Here is a 22,654-nt window from a genome sequence, read left to right as displayed (position 1 = left end):
GGCTACTGACCTAGGTAGCGCTGTAATTCACTGCGCCATTGCGGCGATTGAATAACGTTTAAAAGCTCTCGGTTCAAAGGCTCTCGGAAAGAGCTGCCTTGCGGTAAAACAAAACCATAGTCTTGAGGTAACACTCGTTCTGGCAGTAAGCGAATATTGTTGAGAGCATTGGTTCGTAGCGAGTAGCGTAAAATAGGCTCGTCATAGACAACCGCATCAAGTTGACCGGCATTGAGCTTCCTCAGAGCCGCATTTAAGTCTGTGAAACTTTCATAGCCGATGTTTTGCTGCTCTAACCAGGCAGCCGTTGCTGAGTTACCAAGAGTAGCGACTCTTGCATTAGGAAGATCATTGGCGCTGGTCACTTTAGATTGAAACTGTGACACCGTTAGTGACGAAGCAATAGATGCCGTAAAACTGGATATAATAATTACACAAGTGAACATCCATATAAGGCTAACCGCACGTCCTCCTAAGCTTCGGGGTGACTTGTCACCGTAACCAACAGTGGTCATGGTAACGGCCGCCCACCAAAAACCCGATCCTAAGCCGTTAACGGGCTTCTCTGAAAACTCGTCAGGATTCTTTTTGCGCTCGAAGAACCAGACTAAAGCACCAGCGACAAAGAGAATGCCACCTAATACTAAAATGACCTTTAAGAACTCAAAGGACACGAAACGTTTTGTGACCGCCCACCAGGTTGACGTATTATTGCTTGGAACAGCAACGGCGAGGCCTGCATTATGAAAGGGTTGGCTGAAATCGATAACAGATTCTCGCTGAGACGTTATGGTTAGCGCTCCAATGCCAATATCGTATTCGCCATTTTCAACCCCAGTGAGTAAGTCATTTAATGGCATAGGATACAGCTCGTAAGGTTGTTCTAGCTCCATTGCGACATCGCGCCATAAGGTTATGGCTAATCCTTCAAACTCTCCGTTTTTTTCTAGAATAAACGGCGCATTAACCCTGACTGCTACTTTTAATGTATCTTCAGGTTTTGCGTTTGCGCTAAGCGTAAACAGCGATGATAAAGTGATTAGTAGTAGAGTGAGGCCAAAACGGAGCGTCATTGCGTATACCTATTGTAGATTGATGAGTATCAAAGGAATACTATCAGGTAACGAACGAATTGTTGACTAACCTTTGCTCATGCAAGAGAATGAGAATTATTGTTATTTTAGGAGGTTTTATGAAGCTATTTTATACGATCATTACGGCTCTTTTTTTAGCCATATCAATGCCGAGTTTTGCTGAAGAAGAACAACAGTATCAACACTTTAAGCCAGAGCCATCTGACAACTTGCATCAGGCAATTATGAACCTGACGAAGTACAATGCAGAGTTGCAGAAAATTATTGAAGGTGACATGCCGCCGGAAGATATGGCAAAAGTACATGAGCTGACATACACACTGGAAGTCGCTTTAGCACGTCTGAGTAAAGAGCTGGGCGTTGCAGCAAATTCGCTGGAAGAAGTGCATTTAGGCTCTGAGGCAATGAACAAACAACGTGTTGAAGGCTTTGGTAAAAGCTACCTTGAAACACTGAATCATGTGTTAGGTAAGCATGCTGAGCACCATGAAAACGGGCATGACGAAGAGCACGAGAATCACCATTAAAGTGTTTCTATAAACGCTTTAAAATGTCGTAGCCAGAAACTGTGGGGCTGCGACATTGCATTTCTCCCAATCGGTATTTCACAAATCGCTTCGCCGTTTAGTTCGGCTCGTGGCAGAGGCAAAATAACCACACCGGTGTTGCTGACGTAATCAATGACCTTTTGACTCAAGTCTTCTGCGTTTATAGCAAAGTGTAAGTGAAACATGGCTGTTTGCGGTTTTTCCGGGTTGACCCGAATTCCATCCAGCTCATTTAGCGCATCACCTAGCGCGCGAGAGTAATTCACGGCATCATCCATAAGCGGCAGGTTTTCTCGTAAGCCACGGCGTGCAGAGATTATCTGCGGATACTGAGTAATAACATTGCCGCCGGCTCGACGAGCCCAGACTTTAGCTTGTTCAATAAAAGCTTCAGAGCCCGCAAGTACAGCGCCAGAAATAGCACCTAAGTCTTTATAAAAACTGACGTAAACAGAGTCAAACAGCTCGCAAACCTCAGCTAATGAGCAGTCATAAGCAGTCGGCACTTGCCAAAGTCGGGCGCCGTCTAAATGCATGGCAATATCATTAGCTCTAGCCCACTCCGATTGCGAAACTAAGTCGTCCCAATTTGGCAGTTGACCGCCAATTTCGCGCATTGGCAGCTCTAGAAGCACGCTACCAAGGTCGGCAGTTTGGACGTTTTTTAAGTCTTCTGATGTGATTGGATTGCCTGCTTCACCTGTTGTTGTACCGTTAAGTCCCCACAGTGCTTCAAAGCCCATTTGCTCGTGTAGCATTAAATGCGAGGTCGGGTGTAAAGCAACGCCATTGCGTTGGCGTTGGTCAGCATGAATACGTAACGCCAGTGGCTGAGCTAAGGTCCCGGTTGGTAAGAACAAGGCGGCGGGCTTGCCCAGCAGTTTAGCCACCTCACCTTCAAAATCATTAATAAGCGCGCCACTACCGTAAACATCGCGTTTTTCGTTTTGCTCGACCTCATAGGCTAATAAGTGCAGTTCATCCGCCATACTCCGTTGTGGCTGACGCAGCAGAGACGAGCTTGCTTGCTCGGCCACTCGAGAATACGCGTGTTTAGTTTTTTCGGTAATAGAAGCTGTCATTATTCGCCTACTTTGAGTGAACTTTGCCGCCAATAATTTTGTAGGCAGGAGTACCGCGAATCATGGTCTCGCGTGCAAACTCCTGCCCACAACCGGGGCAATGGCACGGCTTAGTGGTGTGGTCTTCAACAATACGCTCAATAAAGCATTTTACCAAAGCGCCTTTACCACCCTTGCGATATTTAAATATGGGCGTTTTGCACTGCAGACAAGAAATCTGCACGGTGCGAACCGGCCCTTTCTTGTTGGGTTTCGCCATAAAACAGTCGGTTACAATTTAAGCATTTCCATTAGTGTAACAAGCACGCTATAGTTTTTCTTCCTGTATGAAAAGAAGAATAAAGGACACTGCTATGCGTTATTCCATTGTTGCCCTGGCTGTTTTGGGCTTATTAACGGCCTGCGGACAACCGCAGCAAAACAATTCTGAACAAAATTCACAAACGGCGGTTGAGCAAACGGCGCAGTCGGAAACTGAGCGCCTGAACCAGTGGTTTGAAGAAAAGTACGAAGAACAGCTTCAACAAAGCCCTATTCAAATGACCTTCCTGGGCCGTAAAGATCGCTACGGCGACATTGATGACATGACCGTCGCTGCTGAGAAAAAGCAGCTCGAATGGCTGGAAGGCACGGTTGAAGAGCTGAAAGCGAACTTTGACTACGACAAGCTGAACCTCGAAGCTCAGACGTCGTATGACGTTTGGGTTTACCAATACGAACAAGCCAAGCGTAATGCGGAATTCCGTGGCATGGATTACGTGTTTGACCAAATGCGTGGTGCGCACACTTTCCTACCGCAGTTTTTAATCAACTTCCATCGAGTGGATGACTCGGAAGATATGGAAGCCTACATTTCTCGTATTAAGGGTGGCGCAACGGCTATTGAGCAATTATTGCAGCGCGCGAAGAAGCAGGTTGAGAACGGCGTTCGTGCTCCCCGATTTGCGTATGAGCAGGTTATTAAAGAGGCAAAAGGCCTGACTTCAGGTGCCCCTTTTGATGAAGAAGGTGACTCAAGCTTACTGGAAGATGCTAAAAACAAGCTCAGTGCGCTTCAGGAAAATGATGCGATCTCCGCTGAACAAGCCGACAAATACGAAAAAGAAGTGCGTAAAGCGCTATTGGAGCGTTTTCGCCCAAGTTACGAAGCCTTAATCAGCTTTTTGGAAAGTGACATTGAAAATACCGACGAAGTCGCCACCGGCGTGCATCGTCTGGAAAACGGTGAGGCTTACTATAACGCCCGCTTAGCTAACTACACGACGACTGACTTAACCGCTGATGAAATTCATGAGATAGGCCTTAGCGAAGTCGAGCGACTGACTAATGAAATGATCGCGATTAAAGAGAAAGTTGAATTTGATGGCGATTTGCAGGACTTCTTTGATTATATCCGTACCGAAGAGCGCTTCTTCTATCCGAACAACGACGAAGGCGCGGAAATGTATCTGGAAGACTCTCGTGAATACCTAGCGTACATTAATGAAAAACTGCCTGAATATTTTGGCATTTTGCCAAAAGCCGATTTGATAGTGAAACGCGTCGAGCCTTTCCGTGAACAAGATGGCGCAGCCCAGCATTATTACCCTGGTTCGCCTGACGGTGAGCGTCCGGGCATTTACTACGCGCATCTGTCGGACATGAGCTCCATGCCGAAAAATGAGATGGAAGCCATTGCCTATCATGAGGGTAACCCGGGTCATCATATGCAAATTTCTATTGCTCAGGAACTGGAGTCGGTACCAGAGTTTCGCACTCAGGCTGGCTTTACGGTTTACAGCGAAGGCTGGGGCTTGTATTCAGAGCAATTAGCCAAGGAAATGGGGGCCTATGAAGACCCTTATTCTGATTTTGGTCGCTTAACCACCGAAATTTGGCGTGCGGTGCGCTTGGTTGTGGATACCGGCATGCACGCCAAAGGCTGGACTGAAGAGGAAGCGGTTAAATACTTCCAGGAGCACACGCCGATTGCTGAAGGCGCGGTGCGTTCAGAAGTTCGTCGCTATCTGGTTATGCCGGGTCAGGCAACGGCCTACAAAATTGGCATGATCCGCATTCTGGAACTGCGTGAAGAAGCCAAAGAAGCATTAGGCGATAAGTTTGATATCCGTGGCTTCCACGACACCATTCTGGGAGGTGGTGCATTACCACTGCACATTCTGGAGCGTCGCGTTAACCAGTGGGTTGAGAAGCAGAAGCAAGCCTAGTTTTACAGTAAGCCAATATCAATGGCTTTAAGCACAGCTCGGGTGCGGTCACGCACCCCGAGCTTGGCCATCAGCGACGAGACTTGATTCTTGACCGTCCCGGTTGATTTAAACAAGCTTTCTGCAATTTCGTGATTACTTAATCCCGCTGCAATCAGTCTCAATACGGCAATTTCTTTATCTGTCAGGGGCTCCACAAGCGTTTTATCGTCAGTGCTCTCTGTGCTCTTGTTGTTTTTTAAACCGGTTAGAATGCGCTCCGTAATGGCCGGTTGCAGCCATGTTTTTCCTTGAGACAGCGCGGCAATTGCGTCAACCAGCATCTCCAGAGAGACATCTTTTAGCAGATACCCTTCTGCACCCGCTTGAATCGCTCTCATAATGGACTCGTGGTCATCAAACGTCGTGAGCATTAACACGGGAGTCTGGCAACCGCCACTTCTTAATGTTTCTACCGCCTCTATACCATCCATGTCGGGCATGCGAATATCCATCAAAATAACGTCAATGGAGTGTTGGGCATTTTTCTCAAGAGCCTCCTTGCCTGAGCTCGCTTGCGCAACAACGGTCACATTGTCCGATAGCGATAAGAGTGAGCTAAGACCCTCCCGAACTAATGTTTGGTCGTCAACTAACAGAACATTAATGCTCATACATTATCCTCAAGCGTGAGTTGAAGATTAAAGCCTTTGCCTTTTGCTTCTACGATGAGTTCTGCACCGAGGTCATTAGCACGCTCTTGCATACCCGTCAGTCCATTTCCTTCCTTAAAGTGCTGAGCAGACCCGTTATCTTCAATAAAAAGACAAAGCGTATTACCTTGGCGAGACAACGAAATACTTTGTCGATTGCCATTGGAGTGTTTCAGGAAGTTTGTCACGGCTTCTTGCGATATCCTCAAAACCGCCTCGGCAATATCAATGGCTTGAATACCGAGGTTTTTCTGACACCTAACCTCAACTTGTTTATCTGCTGAGCGATAAGCCAGCGACTGCAATGCGTTTTCAATGTCCAGTACGGCCGAGTCGCGTAAGTCGGAAACCGCTTCACGAACATCGGAGAGCAATAACTTGGTAATACTCTGGCTCTTTTCTAACGTCGGCTTTAGATCGTCGCCGGCTTTTCGGGAAGCCACCTGTAAGTTAATGGACAACGCCGTTAAGTGGTGGCCTATTAAATCGTGAATATTGCGAGCTATTCTTGTCCGTTCATTCTGTTTACTGGCTTCTTCCAGCAGCATTTGTGTTGCGCGAAGCTCCCGGTTTATTGCCAGCTCGCGCTCTAATGCTTCTGTCTCTCTCAGGCGGGTGCCCATGGTCACTATGGCGAATAAATTAAATGCCCAGAACAGAATGGCGGATACCCAAGCATAACTGTCGCCCCAGCCAAACTGGTAAATCAACCATAATGGCACCGATAGCGGAATAGAGATAAGAACAGAGTTTCGAATACTGGTGTAATAAGGCAGCTGCGCCACGCAAATGGTCATCAATATGGCGACAACACTATAGGGTATTAAGTAATACAAACTGAAAATAGCCACCAATTGAACAAAGACAAGGCTGAGACGTAGCCAGGGCTCGTTTTTGTAGGGCTGTTCTCGGGTCGCAATTGTGAAGCACACCATGAAAACCACAAAGAATACGGCGGCAATGATCCAGTGCGAGCTAAAAAACGGTGTTTGCTCTCTTTGACCCAGTAAGTAAAGACAAAACGAGGACAGCAGCGCCCAGGACAGTACCGCAACCCACTGCTCTTGATCGATGTATTTGGATGTAACTGATTTTATATTCATGCGTTCAGTATGCCTGCAGAGTGGTGTTTGACAATAGGCCAAAAGTCACGTTTGAGAAAGTGACTTCTTGCACTCACTGACACCGTTGAACCGCTCTAACCTGTATAAAAACAGGAGGGCTTTTTATGTTGACGCTACACAGCTTTTTACTCTATTTACATATCGTGTTTGGGGCCATAGCAATGGCATTATTCTGGATACCGGTAGTGACAAAAAAGGGAGGTTTAAATCATCGCCGATTTGGTAAGGCGTATGTCTGGATCATGAATACGGTTGCTGTTTCGGCCATAGTTATGTCCGTTATGGTGTTAGTTGCTCCCGAATACTTCAAAGCGAATATCATTCAAAACAGCCAGCGTCCCGAGGCGGTTACCGAAGGTATTCGGTTCTTTTGGACTCTACTGTTGTTCCTGTCTGTATTTACCTTTGCCTCGGTTCGGAACGCAATGGTGGTTTTGCGGTCGAAACGAAGTCGCGATAATTTGCGTACATTCAGTTATTTATCGATGATTGCCTGTTTAGCGGTGATGTCTCTGGTGCTGCTATGGCAGAGCATGAATACGCCTGCTATTCAGTTTGTCAGCCCTTGGTTACACATTATTTTTGGCATTTTAGGGTTAGTGAACGTGTATCAAATGTTGCGTTTTGCGTTTTCGCCCTCAGTTAAGAAGAATGCCTGGCTGATAGAGCACTTAAGTTCCATGTGTGGTTCAGGTATAGCGGTTTATACGGCGTTTTTTGCCTTTGGCGCGCGTCATGTGCTGGCTCACTTGGGGCAGTGGCAATTGTTATTCTGGGTAGTGCCGGGTGTTGTAGGTACGGTGCTTATATTTTTATGGTCACAAAAATACGAACAAGGAGAGCTCTCGTGAGGTGGCTTTTATTCTTACTTACAACATTAATTTTTGCGCCCGGCGTTTATGCCGAGGTGGAAACGAAGCAGGTTATTCAGCAGCAGTTGGCTGATGGCTCACTCGATAGTGCTGAAGACAGCGTTGAAGAATGGGTAAAAAAAGAACCGAAAAACGCTGAAGCTTGGCACACGCGCGGCGTGGTTATGGCGCAACAGGCGCAAAATGCCTTTTTCAGTGCGATGAGCTATGCCGGCAAATCGGTAGAGTCCTTTGAGAAAGCGGTTGAGCTGGCGCCTGACAGTATTAAATATCGCAGAGCCTTAATGCAGTTTTATTTAATGGCGCCCTCTATTGCCGGCGGTGATGACGAGAAAGCATTGGCTCAAATTGAGAAAATGATGGCGTTAGACCCGGCACAAGGCGCGCTCGCTAAAGTTGGTTATTTTCGTAAGCATGAAAAGATGACAGAAGCAGAATCGCTGCTGGAAGAAACCATAGCAGCACACCCTGATAATGCGGATGTTTTGCTTTATGCCGGTCTACAGAAACAGCGCGCAGAAGAATTTGATACGGCTCTCAAGCTGTTTGGCAGAGCGGTAAATGGCATCTCAGATGACGGTTCTGCAGTCAGTATGGCGTTGTATCAGATAGGAAAGACCGCCGTTTTAGCCGAGAGTCATATTGATGCAGGCATTGATGCCCTTAATAATTATTTGGAGAAAGCGTCGTTGGAGAACTTGCCGGAGCCTCACTGGGCACAGTTCAGAAAAGCACAGTTATTAGCGTTAAAGGGCGATACAGAAACGTCAGAACAACTGCTGGCAGAACTTAAAAACGTTAATGACGAAGAGCTTCAGGAGCAGTTAGCACAATAACGCTAGTCGTCTAAATACCCTCTGTTACGACCATCGGACTTGGCGCGATAAAGCGCTGAGTCTGCTTTGGCTATCATTTTATCAATGAGTGAGTCGATGCTTTCATCGGTTTTAGGTGTATGAAGGTAGCCGCCAATGCTCACTGTTAAATAGGGGGCTATTTCTGAGTTCTCATGGGGAATTTGTAGTGCTCGAATTGATTCAAGCAGATGATGGATACTGGCTTCCGTTTTTTCTTTATTTGTTGCTGAAATAACAGCGACAAACTCTTCTCCACCATAACGAGCAACAAAGTCCGTGTTGCGCTGAAACAGATCGAATAAAGCATTAGCAACAGACTTTAGTGCTTGATCACCTTGCAGGTGACCATAGTGGTCATTATAAGGTTTAAAATGATCGATATCGATAATCAGTAAGCTTAGTGGCGACTGTTCTCGCATTGAGCGTTGGATTTCATTGTGGATACGCTCGTCAAAAGCACGGCGATTAGCAATGCCGGTTAAACCATCCTGAGAAACCTGTGCGTGAAGCAAGCGGTTAGCCTTTTCCAGTTCGCGTTGAGTGTGAATGAGTTCGGCGTACGTTCGCTGCCGTTCCATAGTATTCGCAATAATATTGGCGACCAGTTTTAAACAGCGGATTTCTTCTGGAGTCCAACGGTGTTTTTCCTGAACTCGATCACAGCCGACAAAACCAAGCAATTGGTGCTTGGCTACTATACCCACACAGATAACGGACTTAATGTGTTCTCGTTTGAATTCTTGTTTTTCAGCCTCGGCTTCGGGTGGAAGTAATTCGACATCGTTAACAATGAAGAGTTGGTGTGTCTTTATTTCATTGAAAAACCATGGAAGGTCGTTAATACCAACAGACTGAAGGTCGTCAATGTGTGCGTCAAATCCATCGCGCACCCACTCGTGTGTGTTTGTCATGTTGGCAACGGCATCGTCAAACTCGAACACATAGCAACGGTCAGCACCGGCAAAGCTGCCAAAAGCTTCGATGACCTCCTCGATGCACTCGTAGGTTTCAGCGGGTTCGCTGTTGATCAAACGAGACGAAAGCTCAGATATTAATTGATTAAACGTAACTTGAGTATTTATGGCGTCCATGATTCCATCCGACTGTTTACAATTCTAGTTAAGCACAGACGCAACACAAGGTAAATGTTATTTTAGTGTTATTTGAAGGTCTATTCAGTTCGTGTAAAACGTCCAAATATCGTATACGACGGGTAATACTGAAAAGACTAATAAAAGCGCCATTGAAACATTAAAGATGCGCTGTGCTGTGTGGTTGGTCAGTAGTTGACGCAAGCCGGCACCGGCAACCAGCCATACGCCAACACAGGGAAAAGCAACTGCTAAAAACGCCGCCGTAATTTCAAGAACTTCTAGCCAAAGAGAACCTGCGACTGTAGTAAAAGCGGCCACGGCACCCGTTGCCATCACCCAAGCTTTGCCGTTTACCCACTGAAAAAGCACCGCCTGCCAAAACGTCAGTGGTTTACGGTCGCCCTTTTCTATTGCTTTGGGCGTTTGCGAACCAATAACCCAGGCGAGCCAAAGCAAATAGAGAGTACCGGCAATTTTTATCATTTGGTGCAGCAACGGGAATTGTTCCAGTACGGAACCAAAACCCATACCGACCACCAGCACCATAGCCGGGAAGCCAAAGCAAATGCCGAGAAAGTGCGGCAAACTCGACTTTACGCCGTAATTAACACCAGAAGACATGATCATTATATTGTTTGGACCTGGCGTAATCGTGGTTGAAAACGCAAAGAAAAATACCGCGATAAAAATTTCCATAGCATTCCTTGTGCGACATAAATTGACGCATAACGTCTTATACTGGTGTCTTTAAAAATATACGATACCATGGAATTTCATGGAACCGGTTTTAAGGAGAGCAGCGAGTGAGTGAATTAACCCCCGGCTTTATTGTCGCGCACGGACACCGTTTGGAAGACTTAACGGATGTGGCCGTCAAATTCACTCAAAATTATCCGCTGGCGCCGCTGGAGCAGGAAACGGTGCTGGTGCAGAGCAATGGTATTGCGCAGTGGCTTAAAATTAACTTAGCACAAGCCAGCGGCATTGCTGCCATGGTCGATGTGACCCTGCCTGCGCGCTTTCAGTGGCAGGCCTATCGTGCCGTACTGGGTGATGACATACCCAAAACCTCTCCGTTTGATAAAGACCGGCTGACCTGGCGTTTAATGCGCTTATTACCCGATCTTATTGCCGAAAACCCACACTTTGCGCCGCTGAAGCACTACACTTCGGACGATAATGACGGGCGCAAGCTCTATCAGCTCAGTGGACGTTTAGCCGATTTGTTTGATCAATACGCGGTGTATCGCGCTGACTGGCTCGACAGCTGGGTTAAAGGCCATGACGTTTTGGAAAACAATGAGCCGCTTGAAGCGGAGCAATTGTGGCAGCCGGAACTCTGGCGCGCTGTCAGTAATGATATTGGTATAGACGACTACTGGAACAATCGGGCCGAGTTACACCAGCGTTTTATTGATACCGCAAAAAATTTGTCTCAACGTCCTGCCGGTATACCCCCTCGCGTGGTTGTTTTTGGTATCTCATCATTGCCGCAGCAAATGTTGCAAGTGCTGGATGCCATAAAAGGCTACACGCAGATTTTGTTATGTGTGCACAACCCGTCGCAGTTTCATTGGGCCGACATTGTTGACGGCAAAGAAGCGCTGCGCGAGGCGGTAAAAGCTTCTTCTCGACTGAAACATAAGCCTGATCTGCCTGAGCAGCCAGACGATGATGAACTGCATCAGCTGGCGCACCCGCTGCTGGCGTCCTGGGGCAAGCAGGGACGAGACTATATTCGCTTGCTGGACTTATACGACGAAACGTTCGCCAAGCAGGAAGCCTTTAATACCGTAAAGCTGGAATTATTCGAGCCTCACGACACTCATCACCTGTTAGGTCAGTTACAAGACGATATCTTAAATCTGCGACCAGTTCAGGAAACGCGGGAGCACTGGTCGACACCGGCTAAAACGGACAAGTCGTTGCAGTTTCATGTCTGCCATAGCCCACAGCGCGAGTTGGAAGTGTTGCATGATCAGTTATTGGACGCGTTCGCTCGCGATCCGGATTTAAAGCCCCGGGACGTTATGGTCATGCTGCCCGATGTGAACACCTACGCGCCTTACATTGACGCGGTATTTGGACGCTACCATCAACGCCCGGGCGAGCGTGATCCGCGCGCCATTCCTTATACCATCGCAGACCAGGGGGAGCGCCATCAGCGACCATTAATGATAGCGCTAGAATTGTTGTTGCAGGCAGACCAGCTGCGCTTTACCCAAACGGATTTGTTCAATTTATTGTCGGTGCCCGCTGTACAGCAGCGCTTCGACATTCATGACGACGACCTGCCGCAGTTGAAACGCTGGGTCAGAGAGGCCGGTGCGCGATGGGGCCTGAACAGTCAGCAGCGTGAACAGTTTTATATGCCTCCGGCGGAGGAAAGAAACAGCTGGTGGTTTGCGCTTAAACGCATGATTGCAGGCTATGCCATTGGTGAGCTTGAAGCAGACCATTCATCCCCCTGGGCTGAGGTTGAGCCTTATCCGGAAGTATCGGGCCTTAGCGCTGCTCTCGTCGGTTGTCTGGCGGATGTAGTACGCGCGCTCGAGTCATGGTGGCAGCGCACCCAAACTGCGCAGCCATTGACGGACTGGGTGCTGCATGGCGAGTGGCTGTTACAGCAATTCTTCGAGACCGAAGACGATAGTGATCACTTACTGTTAGCTAAGCTTAGTGATGAGCTGTATCAGTTACGGGATATTGGTGTTGAAGCCGACAATGAGTCATTGTTGCGGTTACCGATATTTAAAGATGCGTGGCTCGAACGCGTTGACCAGCAAAACCTTAACCAACGGTTTTTAGCCGGCGCAGTGAATTTTGCCACGCTTATGCCTATGCGTGCCATTCCTTTTAAATACGTTTGTGTTTTGGGAATGAACGAAAGTGACTATCCGCGCTCGGTACCTCGGGTGGACTTCGACTTAATGACAGACCGTTACCGTCCGGGCGATCGCTCCCGCCGCGACGATGACCGTTATTTGTTTTTGGAAGCGATGCTGTCGGCGCGGGACTGTTTTTACGTCAGCTGGGTGGGGTACAGCGCTAAAGATAACAGTGAGCGCACACCGTCGGTATTAGTCGCGCAGCTGCGCGACCATCTTCAGCAAGGCTGGGGTGTTGACGTTAAAAACCTGACTGTAGAACATAAGCTGCAACCCTTTAACACGGCTTACTTTAGCCAGGAGCAGCCGGGGTATTTCACTTACGCCAGTGAGTGGGCGCTGGCGCATGGTGGTGCTAAAAACAACCACTCAACAGCGTCTCAGCATAGACCGGAAAGTGTCGAACGCACCCTCAGCATTAACGACATAAAACGTTTTATCGAAGAGCCCGCGCGGCTTTATTTTAACTGGCATCTCGATACCTATTTCGGCAGCGACAGCGAAGACCTGGATGACAGTGAAGCCTTCGTTATGGATAACCTGCAAAGCTGGACGCTTATTACTCGCTTGGTTGAATGTGGTAAGCGCGCCTTGTTGCAAGGCGGGGGCACGGAAGCGGCCTTGTTAAAAGAGCTGAATCGAATCAACCGCGAGGGCGCGCTAGGTATAGGCGCTATTGCCGAGCAAAATGGTCTGGAAATGCTTGAACAAGCCGACAAAATACTGGGCTCTTATCAGCAGGGTATTACCGGCTACAGCCAGTTTAACGAGTTCCCCATTGAGGTAGGCTTCGAGCATAACGGCCTGATTATCGACGAAACCATTACCGGCTTACACACCAATGAACAGGGCGAGCGGCTGTGGGTAGTGACCTCTGCGAGTAAAATAGCAAAAAATACTAAAAAAGGCGGTGTCGAAGACGGTGGCTGGAAACATATCAGTGCGTATTACATCGGCTTAATGCTGCTGAATTTGCAGCAACCCACTCGTTTACTCATTGTTTCCAAAGGCGGTTGTCAGTTGCCGGTCGCGGCGATACCAGCAGAGCTGGCGCTGCAACAGCTCGAACAACTGCTTGAACTGGTGGCATTGTCGGTGCAGCAACCACAACCCATGCATTTGGATATTGCCTTAACCTGGCTGAACGCCCTGGATAAAAAAGACAACGACGAAGCGTTGGCGCACGAGGCAGCCCGGCAGAAATACGAAGAAGATCAGCATAAAAGACCGGCCATAGTGACAAAAAGTGATTACTGCGGCCGGGTTGCCGACACTTACGAGGCCATTATGACGTCGCCTCATTTCCGCCGGTTTCTGAATGAACTCTACGATCCGCTGCGTTTAACCATGGTGCCGGAGGACAAGTCATGAGCCAATCGACGACGCATACTTTGGAGAACCCGCTCGACTTTCCGCTGAATAGCAGCCGCCTGATTGAAGCGAGCGCCGGTACAGGTAAAACTTACACCATTGCCGCACTGTATGTGCGTTTAGTCATTGGTCACGGCACGCAGGACACCGCCTTTGAGCGTGAGCTTGTACCCAAGAATATTCTGGTCATGACCTTTACCAAAGCCGCGACAGAAGAGCTGAGTGACCGCATTCGCGCACGCTTAGCCGAAGCCGCGGCTTATTTTCGTGACCCGGACTCGGTCGACAGTGACCCGTTCTTAGCCAGTTTGCGCGAAGACTGCGTAGCGAAAGAACAGAACTTAAAACACTTAGCGCGGTTACTGGACTTAGCGTCGCAGTCGATGGACGAAGCGGCGGTTAAGACCATCCATGGTTGGTGTCAGTCGATGCTAAAAGAGCACGCTTTCGCCAGCGGCAGCTTATTCAGTCAGGACGTAGAAACCGATAATGAGGAATTGCGTTTACAAGCCGCCGAGGATTATTTCCGCCGCTATATCTACCCGGCCGATGCCGAGTTGAGTGAAAAATTGCTGGCAGACTTTACCTCGCCTGAAGCCTTATTAGGTTTGACCTACAGCTTAAGTAAAAGCGGGCAGGCACCGGTTGAGGGAGACCTGCAAACTCTATTAACTGAGGCGGAAAATGGGCATAAGCAACGAATAGCCGCGATAAAGCAAGAAGTTGCGCCTATTGTTAATGAAGTGGTTGATAAGACATCGCAAGCCAAAGGCACTGCTACCAAACTTAAGCAATTTCAGAAATTTGCCGACTGGTGCGCGGATGCTGAGTTGGTTGAACCGGACGTCACGGCAGCAAACTGGAAAAACATCCGTACAGATGAGTTACAAAAGTTTGCTGAGAGTAAGCTGGGCGGCATGCCGGACAGTTGGAACGTCTTAGGTCAGTTGCAGGAGCGCCTAAAACAAAGCAAAGTCCAGCAACAGCAAGAACTGGCTAAGATAAAACAACACGCCGCATTTGGGGTGAACAAACGTTTTGCTGAATTGCAAAATCAGCGTGCAGAAATGGGGCATGACGACATGCTCACACGCTTACGCGATGCGTTAAAAGGTCCCAGTGGCGAAGCGTTGGCGGCCGCTATTCGTAAGCAATACCCCATAGCCATGGTGGATGAGTTTCAGGACACCGACCCTGTGCAGTATGAGATATTCAACCGCATTTATAATCTGGCAGAGCCGCACACCGGCACCGGCATTTTCCTGATTGGCGACCCGAAGCAGGCCATATACAGCTTCCGAAATGCCGATATTTATACCTATTTAAAAGCCCGGCGAGACACCGAAGGGCGGCACTATAACCTGGCGAAAAACTTCCGCTCGTCGCAGGCAATGGTGGACAGCGTAAATGCACTGTTTGAGCGTGCAGAGGAGCTACCGCGCGGCGCTTTTTTGTTCAAAACCGAAGACGACAACCAACTGCCCTTTAACCGCGTGGCTGCCAATGGACTGAAGCGTACGTTCAAACACTGCTTATTATCCAGCAATGTAAAAACCGCTCCGGCGCTTCTGTGGTCGGTATCGAGTGAAGAAAAACGCAATAAAGATACCGTATTCAGGGCAGCGGCGAATCACCATGCCAACCTAATAGCGTCGTTACTGAATGATCCGCAAGCGGGCTATTACAATGAAGACGACGTGCTGGAGCAGCGTGTTAAAACCAGCGACATTGCTGTGCTGGTGAATAACTTCAGCGAAGCCAATGCTATAAAGAAAGCACTGAGTGACCGTGGCCTCAAAAGCGTTTATTTGTCAGACCGAGAGTCGGTATTTGCGCAGCGTGTAGCTAAAGACTTGCTGGCACTGGTCAGCGCCTGTGCGGAACCTCGTGATCCTTCGCTTATTCGCAGTGCCTTAGCAACGCAATTGCTCGCCTTACCGTTTGTTGAATTAGAGTATATTCACAGTAACGAGCAAGCGTGGGAAGCGCGTGTCGAGCAGTTTTTAAGTTATCACGATCAATGGTTGCGCCAGGGCGTATTGGCTATGCTGCACAATGTGTTGCACGACCATCAGGTACCAGCGACGTTACTGGAAGATCGCATTCATGGCGAACGACAGCTATCAGACGTGCTTCATATTGCCGAATTACTGCAACAACAAAGTCTGGTTTTAGACGGCATTCCGGCGTTAGTGAACCATTTTGCCGAGCAAGTGAATGAACGCCACGGTTTTGGTAGCAACAGCCGCACACAAAGTGACGAGCAGCAGCTACGCCTGGAAAGTGACGATGAACTGATAAAAATTATCACCATTCATAAGTCTAAAGGTTTGCAGTACCCGCTGGTGTTCATGCCCTTTGTGGCTTATACCCAGTCGGAGACCCACCGCATAAAGCCACCAGCGGTTTATCACGATGAAAAGGGCGAGCTGCAAGTGCTCTGGTCCAAAGACGACGACAATAAACAGCGTTTAAGCGACGAAATTCTCGCAGAAGATTTACGCAAAATGTACGTCGCAGTAACCCGTGCACAGTACGCCACCTTCATTGCGCTGGAGGCCATGAGCGAGCATCGTAATAATCCGTTGTTTTACTTATTGAACGGCGGTGAGGCGTTGTCTGACGAGCTTTACAAGGTCGTTAATGAGCGTTGGCAGCAGAGCGCGCATACTCAGGTTACGCGCCTGGAAGATGATGAGCCGCTGGTTCGTGCTCTAGAGCAGGAGCAGCAAACGCCTAAGTTGACGCCTAAAACGATGCCGGCAGGCCGAAAACTTGAACGTTGGTGGGTGGCTAGTTATAGCGCGCTTAAGTATGAAGGCGCGGTCACGAAAAGTGCACAGGCACCGCAGTCGCCCGACGAAATGAACTTGCTGGATGAGCGAGAAGACGAGGACGAGCAAGTCGCCAGTGCGGCAGAGCCGAGTGCGGACAGCATTCACCACTTACCTAAAGGCGCTGGTCCGGGTACCTTTTTGCATAACTTACTGGAAGAGTCGGCGAATCGGGGCTTTGAGGTAATCGCTCACGATGCTTCCGAGCGCACTGAGCTCGTACAGCGTTTTTGTGTCAGCCCTTTGTGGCAGGAGCATGAGCAGAGCATTGCACAATGGCTGAATGCGTACCTAGAAACCGAGTTTGCGCTGAACGCTAACGGCGACAAAATTAGCCTGAGCCAGTTGCAGCAGTACAAAGCCGAACCCGAGTTTTGGTTTGGCGCTAGTGGTGTTAACGCACAAACGTTGGACAATCTGGTGCAACAACACACATTACCCGGCCATGAGCGCCCTGCACTAGAGCCTAACCTGCTGAATGGCATGTTAAAGGGCTTTATCGACTTGGTCTTTGAGCATAACGGTAAATACTACGTTGCGGACTACAAGTCGAACTGGCTGGGTGAGGACGACCACGCATACAGCGAGGAGGCCATGCGCGAGAAAATACTGCACAGCCGTTATGACCTGCAATACGTGATTTATACGCTGGCATTGCACCGCCTGCTAAAAGCTCGGCTGGGCGATGAATACGATTACGACACCCACGTTGGCGGCGCGGTTTATCTCTTTTTACGCGGGCACAGAGCCGAAACTGGCGGCGCATTTTGTGACAGGCCACCGAGAGAGCTGATAGAGCAGCTGGACAGCCTGTTTGCCGGAGAAAGCGTCAAAGACAAGGAGTCAGTATGAGCAATGTAACTATCCACACCCTGTTCGAAGCTCTGAGTCAGTGGCGGGATGCCGGCTGGATACGCTCTATTGATTTGGCGTTTGTCGAGTTTCTGCAGCAAGCGGGCGAGCGCAGCGATGCGGTGTTACTCGCCGCCTGCTGTGTGTCGCATCAAGCCGGGCGTGGGCATACGCAAGTTGATCTAAAGGCTTTGATGGATGCCCCGGAAACGCTGCTGAACCTGCCACCGGAGAACCGTCATGCCGCGGACTGCGCCTTACCAAGTGAGCTTTTTAAGCAATACGGATTAGACCTGACCGACGCACTGGCAGCCAGTCAATGCGTCGATGTGAATGGCCACGGAACCGAGCCGTTGGTGCTCAGCGAACACACCTTGTATTTACGCCGCTATTGGCAGTACGAAACCTTTATTGAGCAAAGTGTTCAGGCGCGCATGCAAGACCGGCCGGTTATTAACGACGAGCTACTAAAGAGTACGTTGGCTAAGCTGTTTGCGCCGACCGAAAATGGCGATATTAACTGGCAGCGTGTCGCTTGTGCCAATACCGTGCGGAATCGGTTTAGTGTCATTACGGGGGGGCCTGGTACCGGTAAAACCTATACCGTAGTGCGCTTGTTGACGGCATTGCAGCATCAGGCGTTAACGCTCGGTTTGCCGCCGCTGCGGGTTTCACTGGCGGCACCGACCGGCAAAGCTGCAGCGCGCCTGACTGAGTCCATTGAAAATGAGCTGGAGCAATTGGTTCAGAATGACAAACTATCCAGTCTGAAGGACGCATTACTTTCGATTCAGTCCGAAGGGAAAACGCTGCATCGACTATTGGGTGTGAAACCCAATTCCCGCGCCTTTAAACACAATGCAGAAAACCCGCTGCGAACGGATGTGGTGATTGTCGATGAAGCCTCAATGATAGACATTGAAATGATGACCGCATTGTTGAAAGCGACACCGAAACACGCGCGGTTGGTACTCATTGGCGACAAAGACCAGTTGGCATCGGTCGAAGCTGGCGCCGTGCTTGGTAACTTATGCGCAGGTGCCGACGAAGGACATTACCACAGCGACACCGCCAGGTGGCTGCAAGACATTGCTGACACACCAACATTTCCGTCAGAGCTTATCAATGACAATGGCGAGCAGCGCCTGCAACACGTGGTTAAATTCCGCAAAAGCTACCGCTTTAAAGGCCCTATTGCGGACTTGGCAAACGCCATTAATCGCCAGGATGATGCCGCCACACAGCAGGAAATTGAAAAGGCCAAAGCCGCTGAAAGCGAGCATCCGGTCAGTGTTTACGAAGTCGACAGTTTAGACGACTCAAGCTTTGAAGCCTTGATTCGCCGTAACCTGACAACATCGGGTAGCCTGACGTTACACGTCAGGAGCAATGCAGCCGTCAACGACAATGCTACTACAAACATCGACGCTGGTTCCGCCGACAAACTCGCCCTGGAAGCGCTGCAAAACCTAAGCAACTTTCAAATTCTGACAGCCCTGCGCGAAGGCCCCTGGGGTATGAAAGCCGTTAACCAAAAAGTGGGCGACATACTCGGCGTAAACGCCAACAGCTGGTACGAAGGCCGCCCCGTTATGGTCACCAAAAACGACTACGGATTAAAGCTCAACAACGGCGACATTGGCATCGCCCTAAAAGACCCGGAACACGGACACCTGCGCGTCGCCTTTCCGGACCAGGAGCACGGCGTACGCTGGATACTCCCCAGCCGTCTCACTCACATAGAAACCGTGTACGCCATGACCGTCCACAAATCCCAAGGCTCGGAGTTCAAACACACCGTGATGGTACTGCCCGACCATGACAGCCCCGTGATGAGCAAAGAGCTGCTATACACCGGTATTACCAGGGCTAAGGAGCGGTTGAGTTTGGTGGGGAATAGACAGTTCAGTAAGGGAGGTAAGCGTGTCTAACTTGCACAGAGGCCTCTATGATTTGCTGAAAACCTCAGCAGTTCAACAAGAGCTTTCAACGCAGGATGAAAATCTCGTCGCCGATCTGGAAAACCTAAGTGTTGAAAGTAGTCATGAACGATTAGTGGACGCTTTAACCGAGCAGTTATCTCAGTTACTAGCAGCCGTTGGTGAGGGTGAAAAGCTTTCAGATAACGATAAGCTTTTGGCCCAAGTCGACTTATTGAATAATCTACTCAAGCACGCGCGACAGCAGCTAAAAGAGAACACAGCAGAAGCACTTATCGACGAAATCGCAGCACCACCGAAGGTGTTACGCTCGATTTATCGCCAAGGCGAGCAGCCAGAGTTGCCTCAAATTGGCTTATCGCAACCGTGGCTATTTACTGCGGGTAAAGACTCACCAGCGTTACTCAACGAATTAATCTCAGAGCTCTCTAGCTGTGATCACGTCGACATTTTAGTGAGTTTTATCACGGTTTCTGGTGTTCGGAAAATTTACGACATACTAAAGCAAATTACCGCAGCCGATGCTGATGGCCATAGTAAAACATCCATTCGAGTGCTGACGACAACTTACATTGGCGCAACAGAGAAAAATGCGTTGGATATGCTAGCCCGACTCCCGAATTGTGAGGTGCGCGTATCATTAGATGGGCGCCGAACGCGACTGCATGCGAAAGCTTGGATGTTTGAGCGAAAAACCGGGTTCGGCAGTGCTTATGTTGGTAGTGCGAATTTATCGGGTGCCGCTTTAATGGGAGGCTTGGAGTGGACGGTTAAGTTTACCGAACACGGGCAACAAAACTTGTATGCACGTGCTAAAGCACATTTTGAAACGTTGTGGGAAGACGGTGAATTCCAACCGTATGATCCGAACGACAGTCAACATGTTGCAGCATTGAGAGATGCGTTAAGCCGGGAGTCTGGCGGAAGAGTTTTACCTGAGCATGTCACTACAACTTTCTTCGATATTACACCCAAACCGTTTCAGGCGGACATTCTTGAACAGCTAGATAATGAGCGAGCCCACGGACGCTTTAAAAATTTACTGGTAGCGGCAACGGGCACCGGGAAAACCGTTATGGCAGCCTTTGACTACCGACGTATTTGTGAGCGGGAAAAAGGACAGCCGCGACTACTTTTTATCGCACATCGCGAGGAAATTTTAAGTCAGTCGCTGAATACATATCGACAGATTCTAAAAGACGCAAATTTTGGCGACTTGCTTACAGGACGTCACGAACCTAAGCAATATGATCATGTGTTTGCAACGGTGCAAAGTGTTCGTTCACAAAAGCTGTTAGAACGCTACCCGGAAAATCACTGGCAAGTTGTGGTGGTTGATGAATGTCACCACATAGCGGCGCAAAGTTTTGATGAGGTTGTTACTCGTGCAGAGCCTAAATATTTGTTGGGTCTGACGGCCACACCTGAACGAGCAGATAATAAAAATATTCTAGTCTATTTTGATGCTCGTCCCGATGGTTCGCCATCGGTGCAAATGCGGCTATGGAATGCGCTTGATCAGCAACTACTTGCACCCTTTGAATACTATGCGTGTGACGACGGCCAGGATTACCGGAAAGTTAACTGGAAAAATGGCGATGGCCGGAGCGACCTTCACGACATTCTCTCTGCGAATGATGCTCGTGCACGTAACGTGGTGAGGGCTTGGGATGAAGTCGTTAACAATATAAAAGAATCTCGCGCATTGGCTTTCTGTGTCGACGTTGATCACGCACGCTTTATGACCCAAAAGTTTAACGAAGCGAATATTCCAGCGGCATTGATTTATGGAGAAAGCTCACGTGAGGAACGGGTGTCTCTGCCTAGAAAATTAGCGAATAAAGAAATTAATGTGCTAGTTACGGTCGACCTATATAACGAAGGTGTTGATTTGCCTTTTGTCGACACACTGCTGCTATTAAGACCAACGCAAAGCGTTACGCTGTTTCAGCAACAAATTGGTCGAGGTCTGCGCCTACACCCAGAAAAGGAAAGTTGTTTAGTACTCGATTTTATCGGCCAACATCGTGCAGGTTTTCGTTTTGATGTGCTGTACAGTGCAATAACAGGATTAACCCGTAAAGAAGTTTACGACGGTGTGAATAATGGTTTTGGTAAGTTACCGAGTGGTTGCTACTTGCAGCTTCAAAAGGAAGCCCGCGAGTCGATACTGGGAAGTCTACAACAGGCGATCAATCAACGCTGGGATCAACTGCGCAATGAGTTGAGTCATTTCGCTCGAATAAAAGGTAACAATAACGTCTCATTATCAGAGTTTATTAGTGAACAGCAGCTTGAACTGACGGATGTTTACCGTGGAAATGGTAATAACACCGGCTGGACCAATTTAAAGCGTGCAGCTCAGTTGATTGCTGGTGATGCGACGGAACAGGAAACCTACCTAAGCAAGCGCTTTATGAGCCTACTGCATATTGATGATTCTGATTATCTGCAACTCATTCAAAAAGCGACAAGTGGCGATTTAAGTGACGCTTGGACGATGAGTGATAAGCAATATGCGCAAATGTTGGCGTATCAAATTGACCATCAGAACGAGCGTGTGGGTAGCGGTGTTGAGTTTATTGAAGCCTTGAAGCAGGAACCTGAAGCACTCACTGAGCTCAATGAACTTGCGCGTTTATTAGATGCTAAAACAAATTATGTTTTTGAGCCTTTGCCTGGGCTCGAAGATACACCTTTGAAACTTCATGCGTCTTATCAAATACGTGAAATTTTGACTGCAGTTGGTTTTTTGAATGAGCAGGAACGTCGAGTATTTCGAGAGGGCGTGCTCCGTTTTCAAGATAAGAAGCTTGAGTTATTGTTCGTGACGCTGGATAAAGCTGACGCAGTACACGAAGGTGTTGCCTACAATGACTACGCGATCAGTCGAGAGAAGTTCCATTGGCAATCACAGAATACGGCTTCCCCAAATACGCCTACCGGGCGTCGCTATATCGAGAGCAACACCAATGGTTGGCAGTTCCAGCTTTTTGTTAGAGAAAACAAGCAATCAGCTTATAAAGCCTGCGGGCCAGTGACTTTTATTAGCAGTCATGGTGAACGGCCTATGAATGTGACTTGGAAACTGGGGAGCAAATTGCCAACCAGGCTTTATCAGTCATTTAATATTTTGCGATAAGGTTGAGTGAAAGAAGACCAGAGGGTTAGCTTTTGGAACAGCCTGGCTACCGTGTAT

15 protein-coding genes are annotated in these 22,654 nt (G+C 48.7%); 8 read left to right on the top strand and 7 right to left on the bottom strand.

Annotated features, from left to right (window positions below):
- Positions 1-2: 2 nt before the first annotated feature.
- Positions 3-1,073, bottom strand: coding sequence for a transporter substrate-binding domain-containing protein (locus tag UM402_RS12560; protein ID WP_058578594.1), 1,071 nt, complete (start codon positions 1,071-1,073; stop codon positions 3-5).
- A 119-nt stretch (positions 1,074-1,192) separates the two neighbouring features.
- On the opposite strand from UM402_RS12560, the gene UM402_RS12555 reads away from it, so the two are divergent.
- Positions 1,193-1,621, top strand: a complete 429-nt coding sequence (locus tag UM402_RS12555; RefSeq protein ID WP_058578593.1) for a DUF6746 family protein — start codon at positions 1,193-1,195, stop codon at positions 1,619-1,621.
- On the opposite strand, the gene UM402_RS12550 is transcribed toward UM402_RS12555, so the two are convergent.
- Complete coding sequence (locus tag UM402_RS12550; RefSeq protein WP_058578592.1) at positions 1,618-2,724, bottom strand: threonine aldolase family protein; 1,107 nt, start codon at positions 2,722-2,724, stop codon at positions 1,618-1,620. The two genes, UM402_RS12555 and UM402_RS12550, sit on opposite strands and share 4 nt — an antisense overlap.
- Before the next feature lie 7 nt (positions 2,725-2,731).
- Complete coding sequence (locus UM402_RS12545; protein ID WP_053953456.1) at positions 2,732-2,983, bottom strand: hypothetical protein; 252 nt, start codon at positions 2,981-2,983, stop codon at positions 2,732-2,734.
- A gap of 94 nt (positions 2,984-3,077) precedes the next feature.
- On the opposite strand from UM402_RS12545, the gene UM402_RS12540 reads away from it, so the two are divergent.
- Positions 3,078-4,931 carry a DUF885 domain-containing protein gene (locus UM402_RS12540; protein ID WP_058578591.1) on the top strand — a complete coding sequence of 618 codons (1,854 nt, stop codon included), beginning with the start codon at positions 3,078-3,080 and terminating at the stop codon, positions 4,929-4,931.
- 2 nt (positions 4,932-4,933) lie between these two features.
- Here the strand turns inward: UM402_RS12540 and UM402_RS12535 are convergent, their stop codons facing one another.
- On the bottom strand, positions 4,934-5,584 hold the full coding sequence (locus UM402_RS12535; RefSeq protein ID WP_058578590.1) for a response regulator: 651 nt from the start codon (positions 5,582-5,584) through the stop codon (positions 4,934-4,936).
- Complete coding sequence (locus tag UM402_RS12530) at positions 5,581-6,726, bottom strand: sensor histidine kinase (protein WP_058578589.1); 1,146 nt, start codon at positions 6,724-6,726, stop codon at positions 5,581-5,583. The genes UM402_RS12535 and UM402_RS12530 overlap by 4 nt, the downstream gene beginning before the upstream one ends.
- Positions 6,727-6,851: 125 nt before the next feature.
- Between UM402_RS12530 and UM402_RS12525 the strand changes: the two genes are divergently transcribed.
- Together UM402_RS12525 and UM402_RS12520 are read left to right on the top strand one after the other, a co-directional pair.
- A complete protein-coding gene (locus UM402_RS12525; RefSeq protein ID WP_058578588.1) occupies positions 6,852-7,598 on the top strand; it encodes a hypothetical protein in 747 nt (248 codons plus the stop codon).
- Complete coding sequence (locus UM402_RS12520; RefSeq protein ID WP_058578587.1) at positions 7,595-8,455, top strand: hypothetical protein; 861 nt, start codon at positions 7,595-7,597, stop codon at positions 8,453-8,455. Before UM402_RS12525 ends, UM402_RS12520 begins: the two co-directional genes overlap by 4 nt.
- 2 nt (positions 8,456-8,457) lie before the next feature.
- Here UM402_RS12520 and UM402_RS12515 read toward each other — a convergent pair whose 3' ends face one another.
- Together UM402_RS12515 and UM402_RS12510 are read right to left on the bottom strand one after the other, a co-directional pair.
- The gene (locus UM402_RS12515; RefSeq protein WP_058578586.1) at positions 8,458-9,567 is read right to left on the bottom strand and encodes a sensor domain-containing diguanylate cyclase; all 1,110 of its coding nucleotides are present in this window, start codon (positions 9,565-9,567) and stop codon (positions 8,458-8,460) included.
- 84 nt (positions 9,568-9,651) lie between these two features.
- Positions 9,652-10,266: a LysE family translocator gene (locus UM402_RS12510; protein ID WP_058578585.1), complete on the bottom strand. Its 615-nt coding sequence runs from the start codon at positions 10,264-10,266 to the stop codon at positions 9,652-9,654.
- A gap of 107 nt (positions 10,267-10,373) precedes the next feature.
- Here UM402_RS12510 and recC point away from each other — a divergent pair, with 107 nt between their 5' ends.
- From recC to UM402_RS12490, 4 genes are read left to right on the top strand one after another with little or no spacing between them, the layout of a single operon-like run.
- Positions 10,374-13,829 carry an exodeoxyribonuclease V subunit gamma gene (recC, locus tag UM402_RS12505; protein WP_058578584.1) on the top strand — a complete coding sequence of 1,152 codons (3,456 nt, stop codon included), beginning with the start codon at positions 10,374-10,376 and terminating at the stop codon, positions 13,827-13,829.
- Positions 13,826-17,515 (top strand): exodeoxyribonuclease V subunit beta, encoded by a 3,690-nt coding sequence (recB, locus tag UM402_RS12500; protein WP_058578583.1) that lies wholly within the window; start codon positions 13,826-13,828, stop codon positions 17,513-17,515. The genes recC and recB overlap by 4 nt, the downstream gene beginning before the upstream one ends.
- Positions 17,512-19,446, top strand: a complete 1,935-nt coding sequence (recD, locus tag UM402_RS12495) for an exodeoxyribonuclease V subunit alpha (protein WP_058578582.1) — start codon at positions 17,512-17,514, stop codon at positions 19,444-19,446. Before recB ends, recD begins: the two co-directional genes overlap by 4 nt.
- A complete protein-coding gene (locus tag UM402_RS12490) occupies positions 19,439-22,597 on the top strand; it encodes a DUF3427 domain-containing protein (protein ID WP_058578581.1) in 3,159 nt (1,052 codons plus the stop codon). The genes recD and UM402_RS12490 overlap by 8 nt, the downstream gene beginning before the upstream one ends.
- Positions 22,598-22,654 lie beyond the last annotated feature (57 nt).

Origin of the sequence: Idiomarina sp. OXR-189 (assembly GCF_034373425.1) — a bacterium.
Lineage (GTDB): Bacteria > Pseudomonadota > Gammaproteobacteria > Enterobacterales > Alteromonadaceae > Idiomarina > Idiomarina zobellii.
The sequence above is the reverse complement of the archived record's forward strand: the minus strand, read 5'-3'. Positions and strand labels throughout refer to the sequence as shown.

Excerpts from the sequence above, each read along its gene's own strand:
- UM402_RS12560 (WP_058578594.1), bottom strand. The coding sequence starts at position 1,073 with ATGACGCTCCGTTTTGGCCTCACTCTACTACTAATCACTTTATCATCG.
- UM402_RS12555 (WP_058578593.1), top strand. The coding sequence starts at position 1,193 with ATGAAGCTATTTTATACGATCATTACGGCTCTTTTTTTAGCCATATCA.
- UM402_RS12550 (WP_058578592.1), bottom strand. The coding sequence starts at position 2,724 with ATGACAGCTTCTATTACCGAAAAAACTAAACACGCGTATTCTCGAGTG.
- UM402_RS12545 (WP_053953456.1), bottom strand. The coding sequence starts at position 2,983 with ATGGCGAAACCCAACAAGAAAGGGCCGGTTCGCACCGTGCAGATTTCT.
- UM402_RS12540 (WP_058578591.1), top strand. The coding sequence starts at position 3,078 with ATGCGTTATTCCATTGTTGCCCTGGCTGTTTTGGGCTTATTAACGGCC.
- UM402_RS12535 (WP_058578590.1), bottom strand. The coding sequence starts at position 5,584 with ATGAGCATTAATGTTCTGTTAGTTGACGACCAAACATTAGTTCGGGAG.
- UM402_RS12530 (WP_058578589.1), bottom strand. The coding sequence starts at position 6,726 with ATGAATATAAAATCAGTTACATCCAAATACATCGATCAAGAGCAGTGG.
- UM402_RS12525 (WP_058578588.1), top strand. The coding sequence starts at position 6,852 with ATGTTGACGCTACACAGCTTTTTACTCTATTTACATATCGTGTTTGGG.
- UM402_RS12515 (WP_058578586.1), bottom strand. The coding sequence starts at position 9,567 with ATGGACGCCATAAATACTCAAGTTACGTTTAATCAATTAATATCTGAG.
- UM402_RS12510 (WP_058578585.1), bottom strand. The coding sequence starts at position 10,266 with ATGGAAATTTTTATCGCGGTATTTTTCTTTGCGTTTTCAACCACGATT.
- recB (WP_058578583.1), top strand. The coding sequence starts at position 13,826 with ATGAGCCAATCGACGACGCATACTTTGGAGAACCCGCTCGACTTTCCG.
- recD (WP_058578582.1), top strand. The coding sequence starts at position 17,512 with ATGAGCAATGTAACTATCCACACCCTGTTCGAAGCTCTGAGTCAGTGG.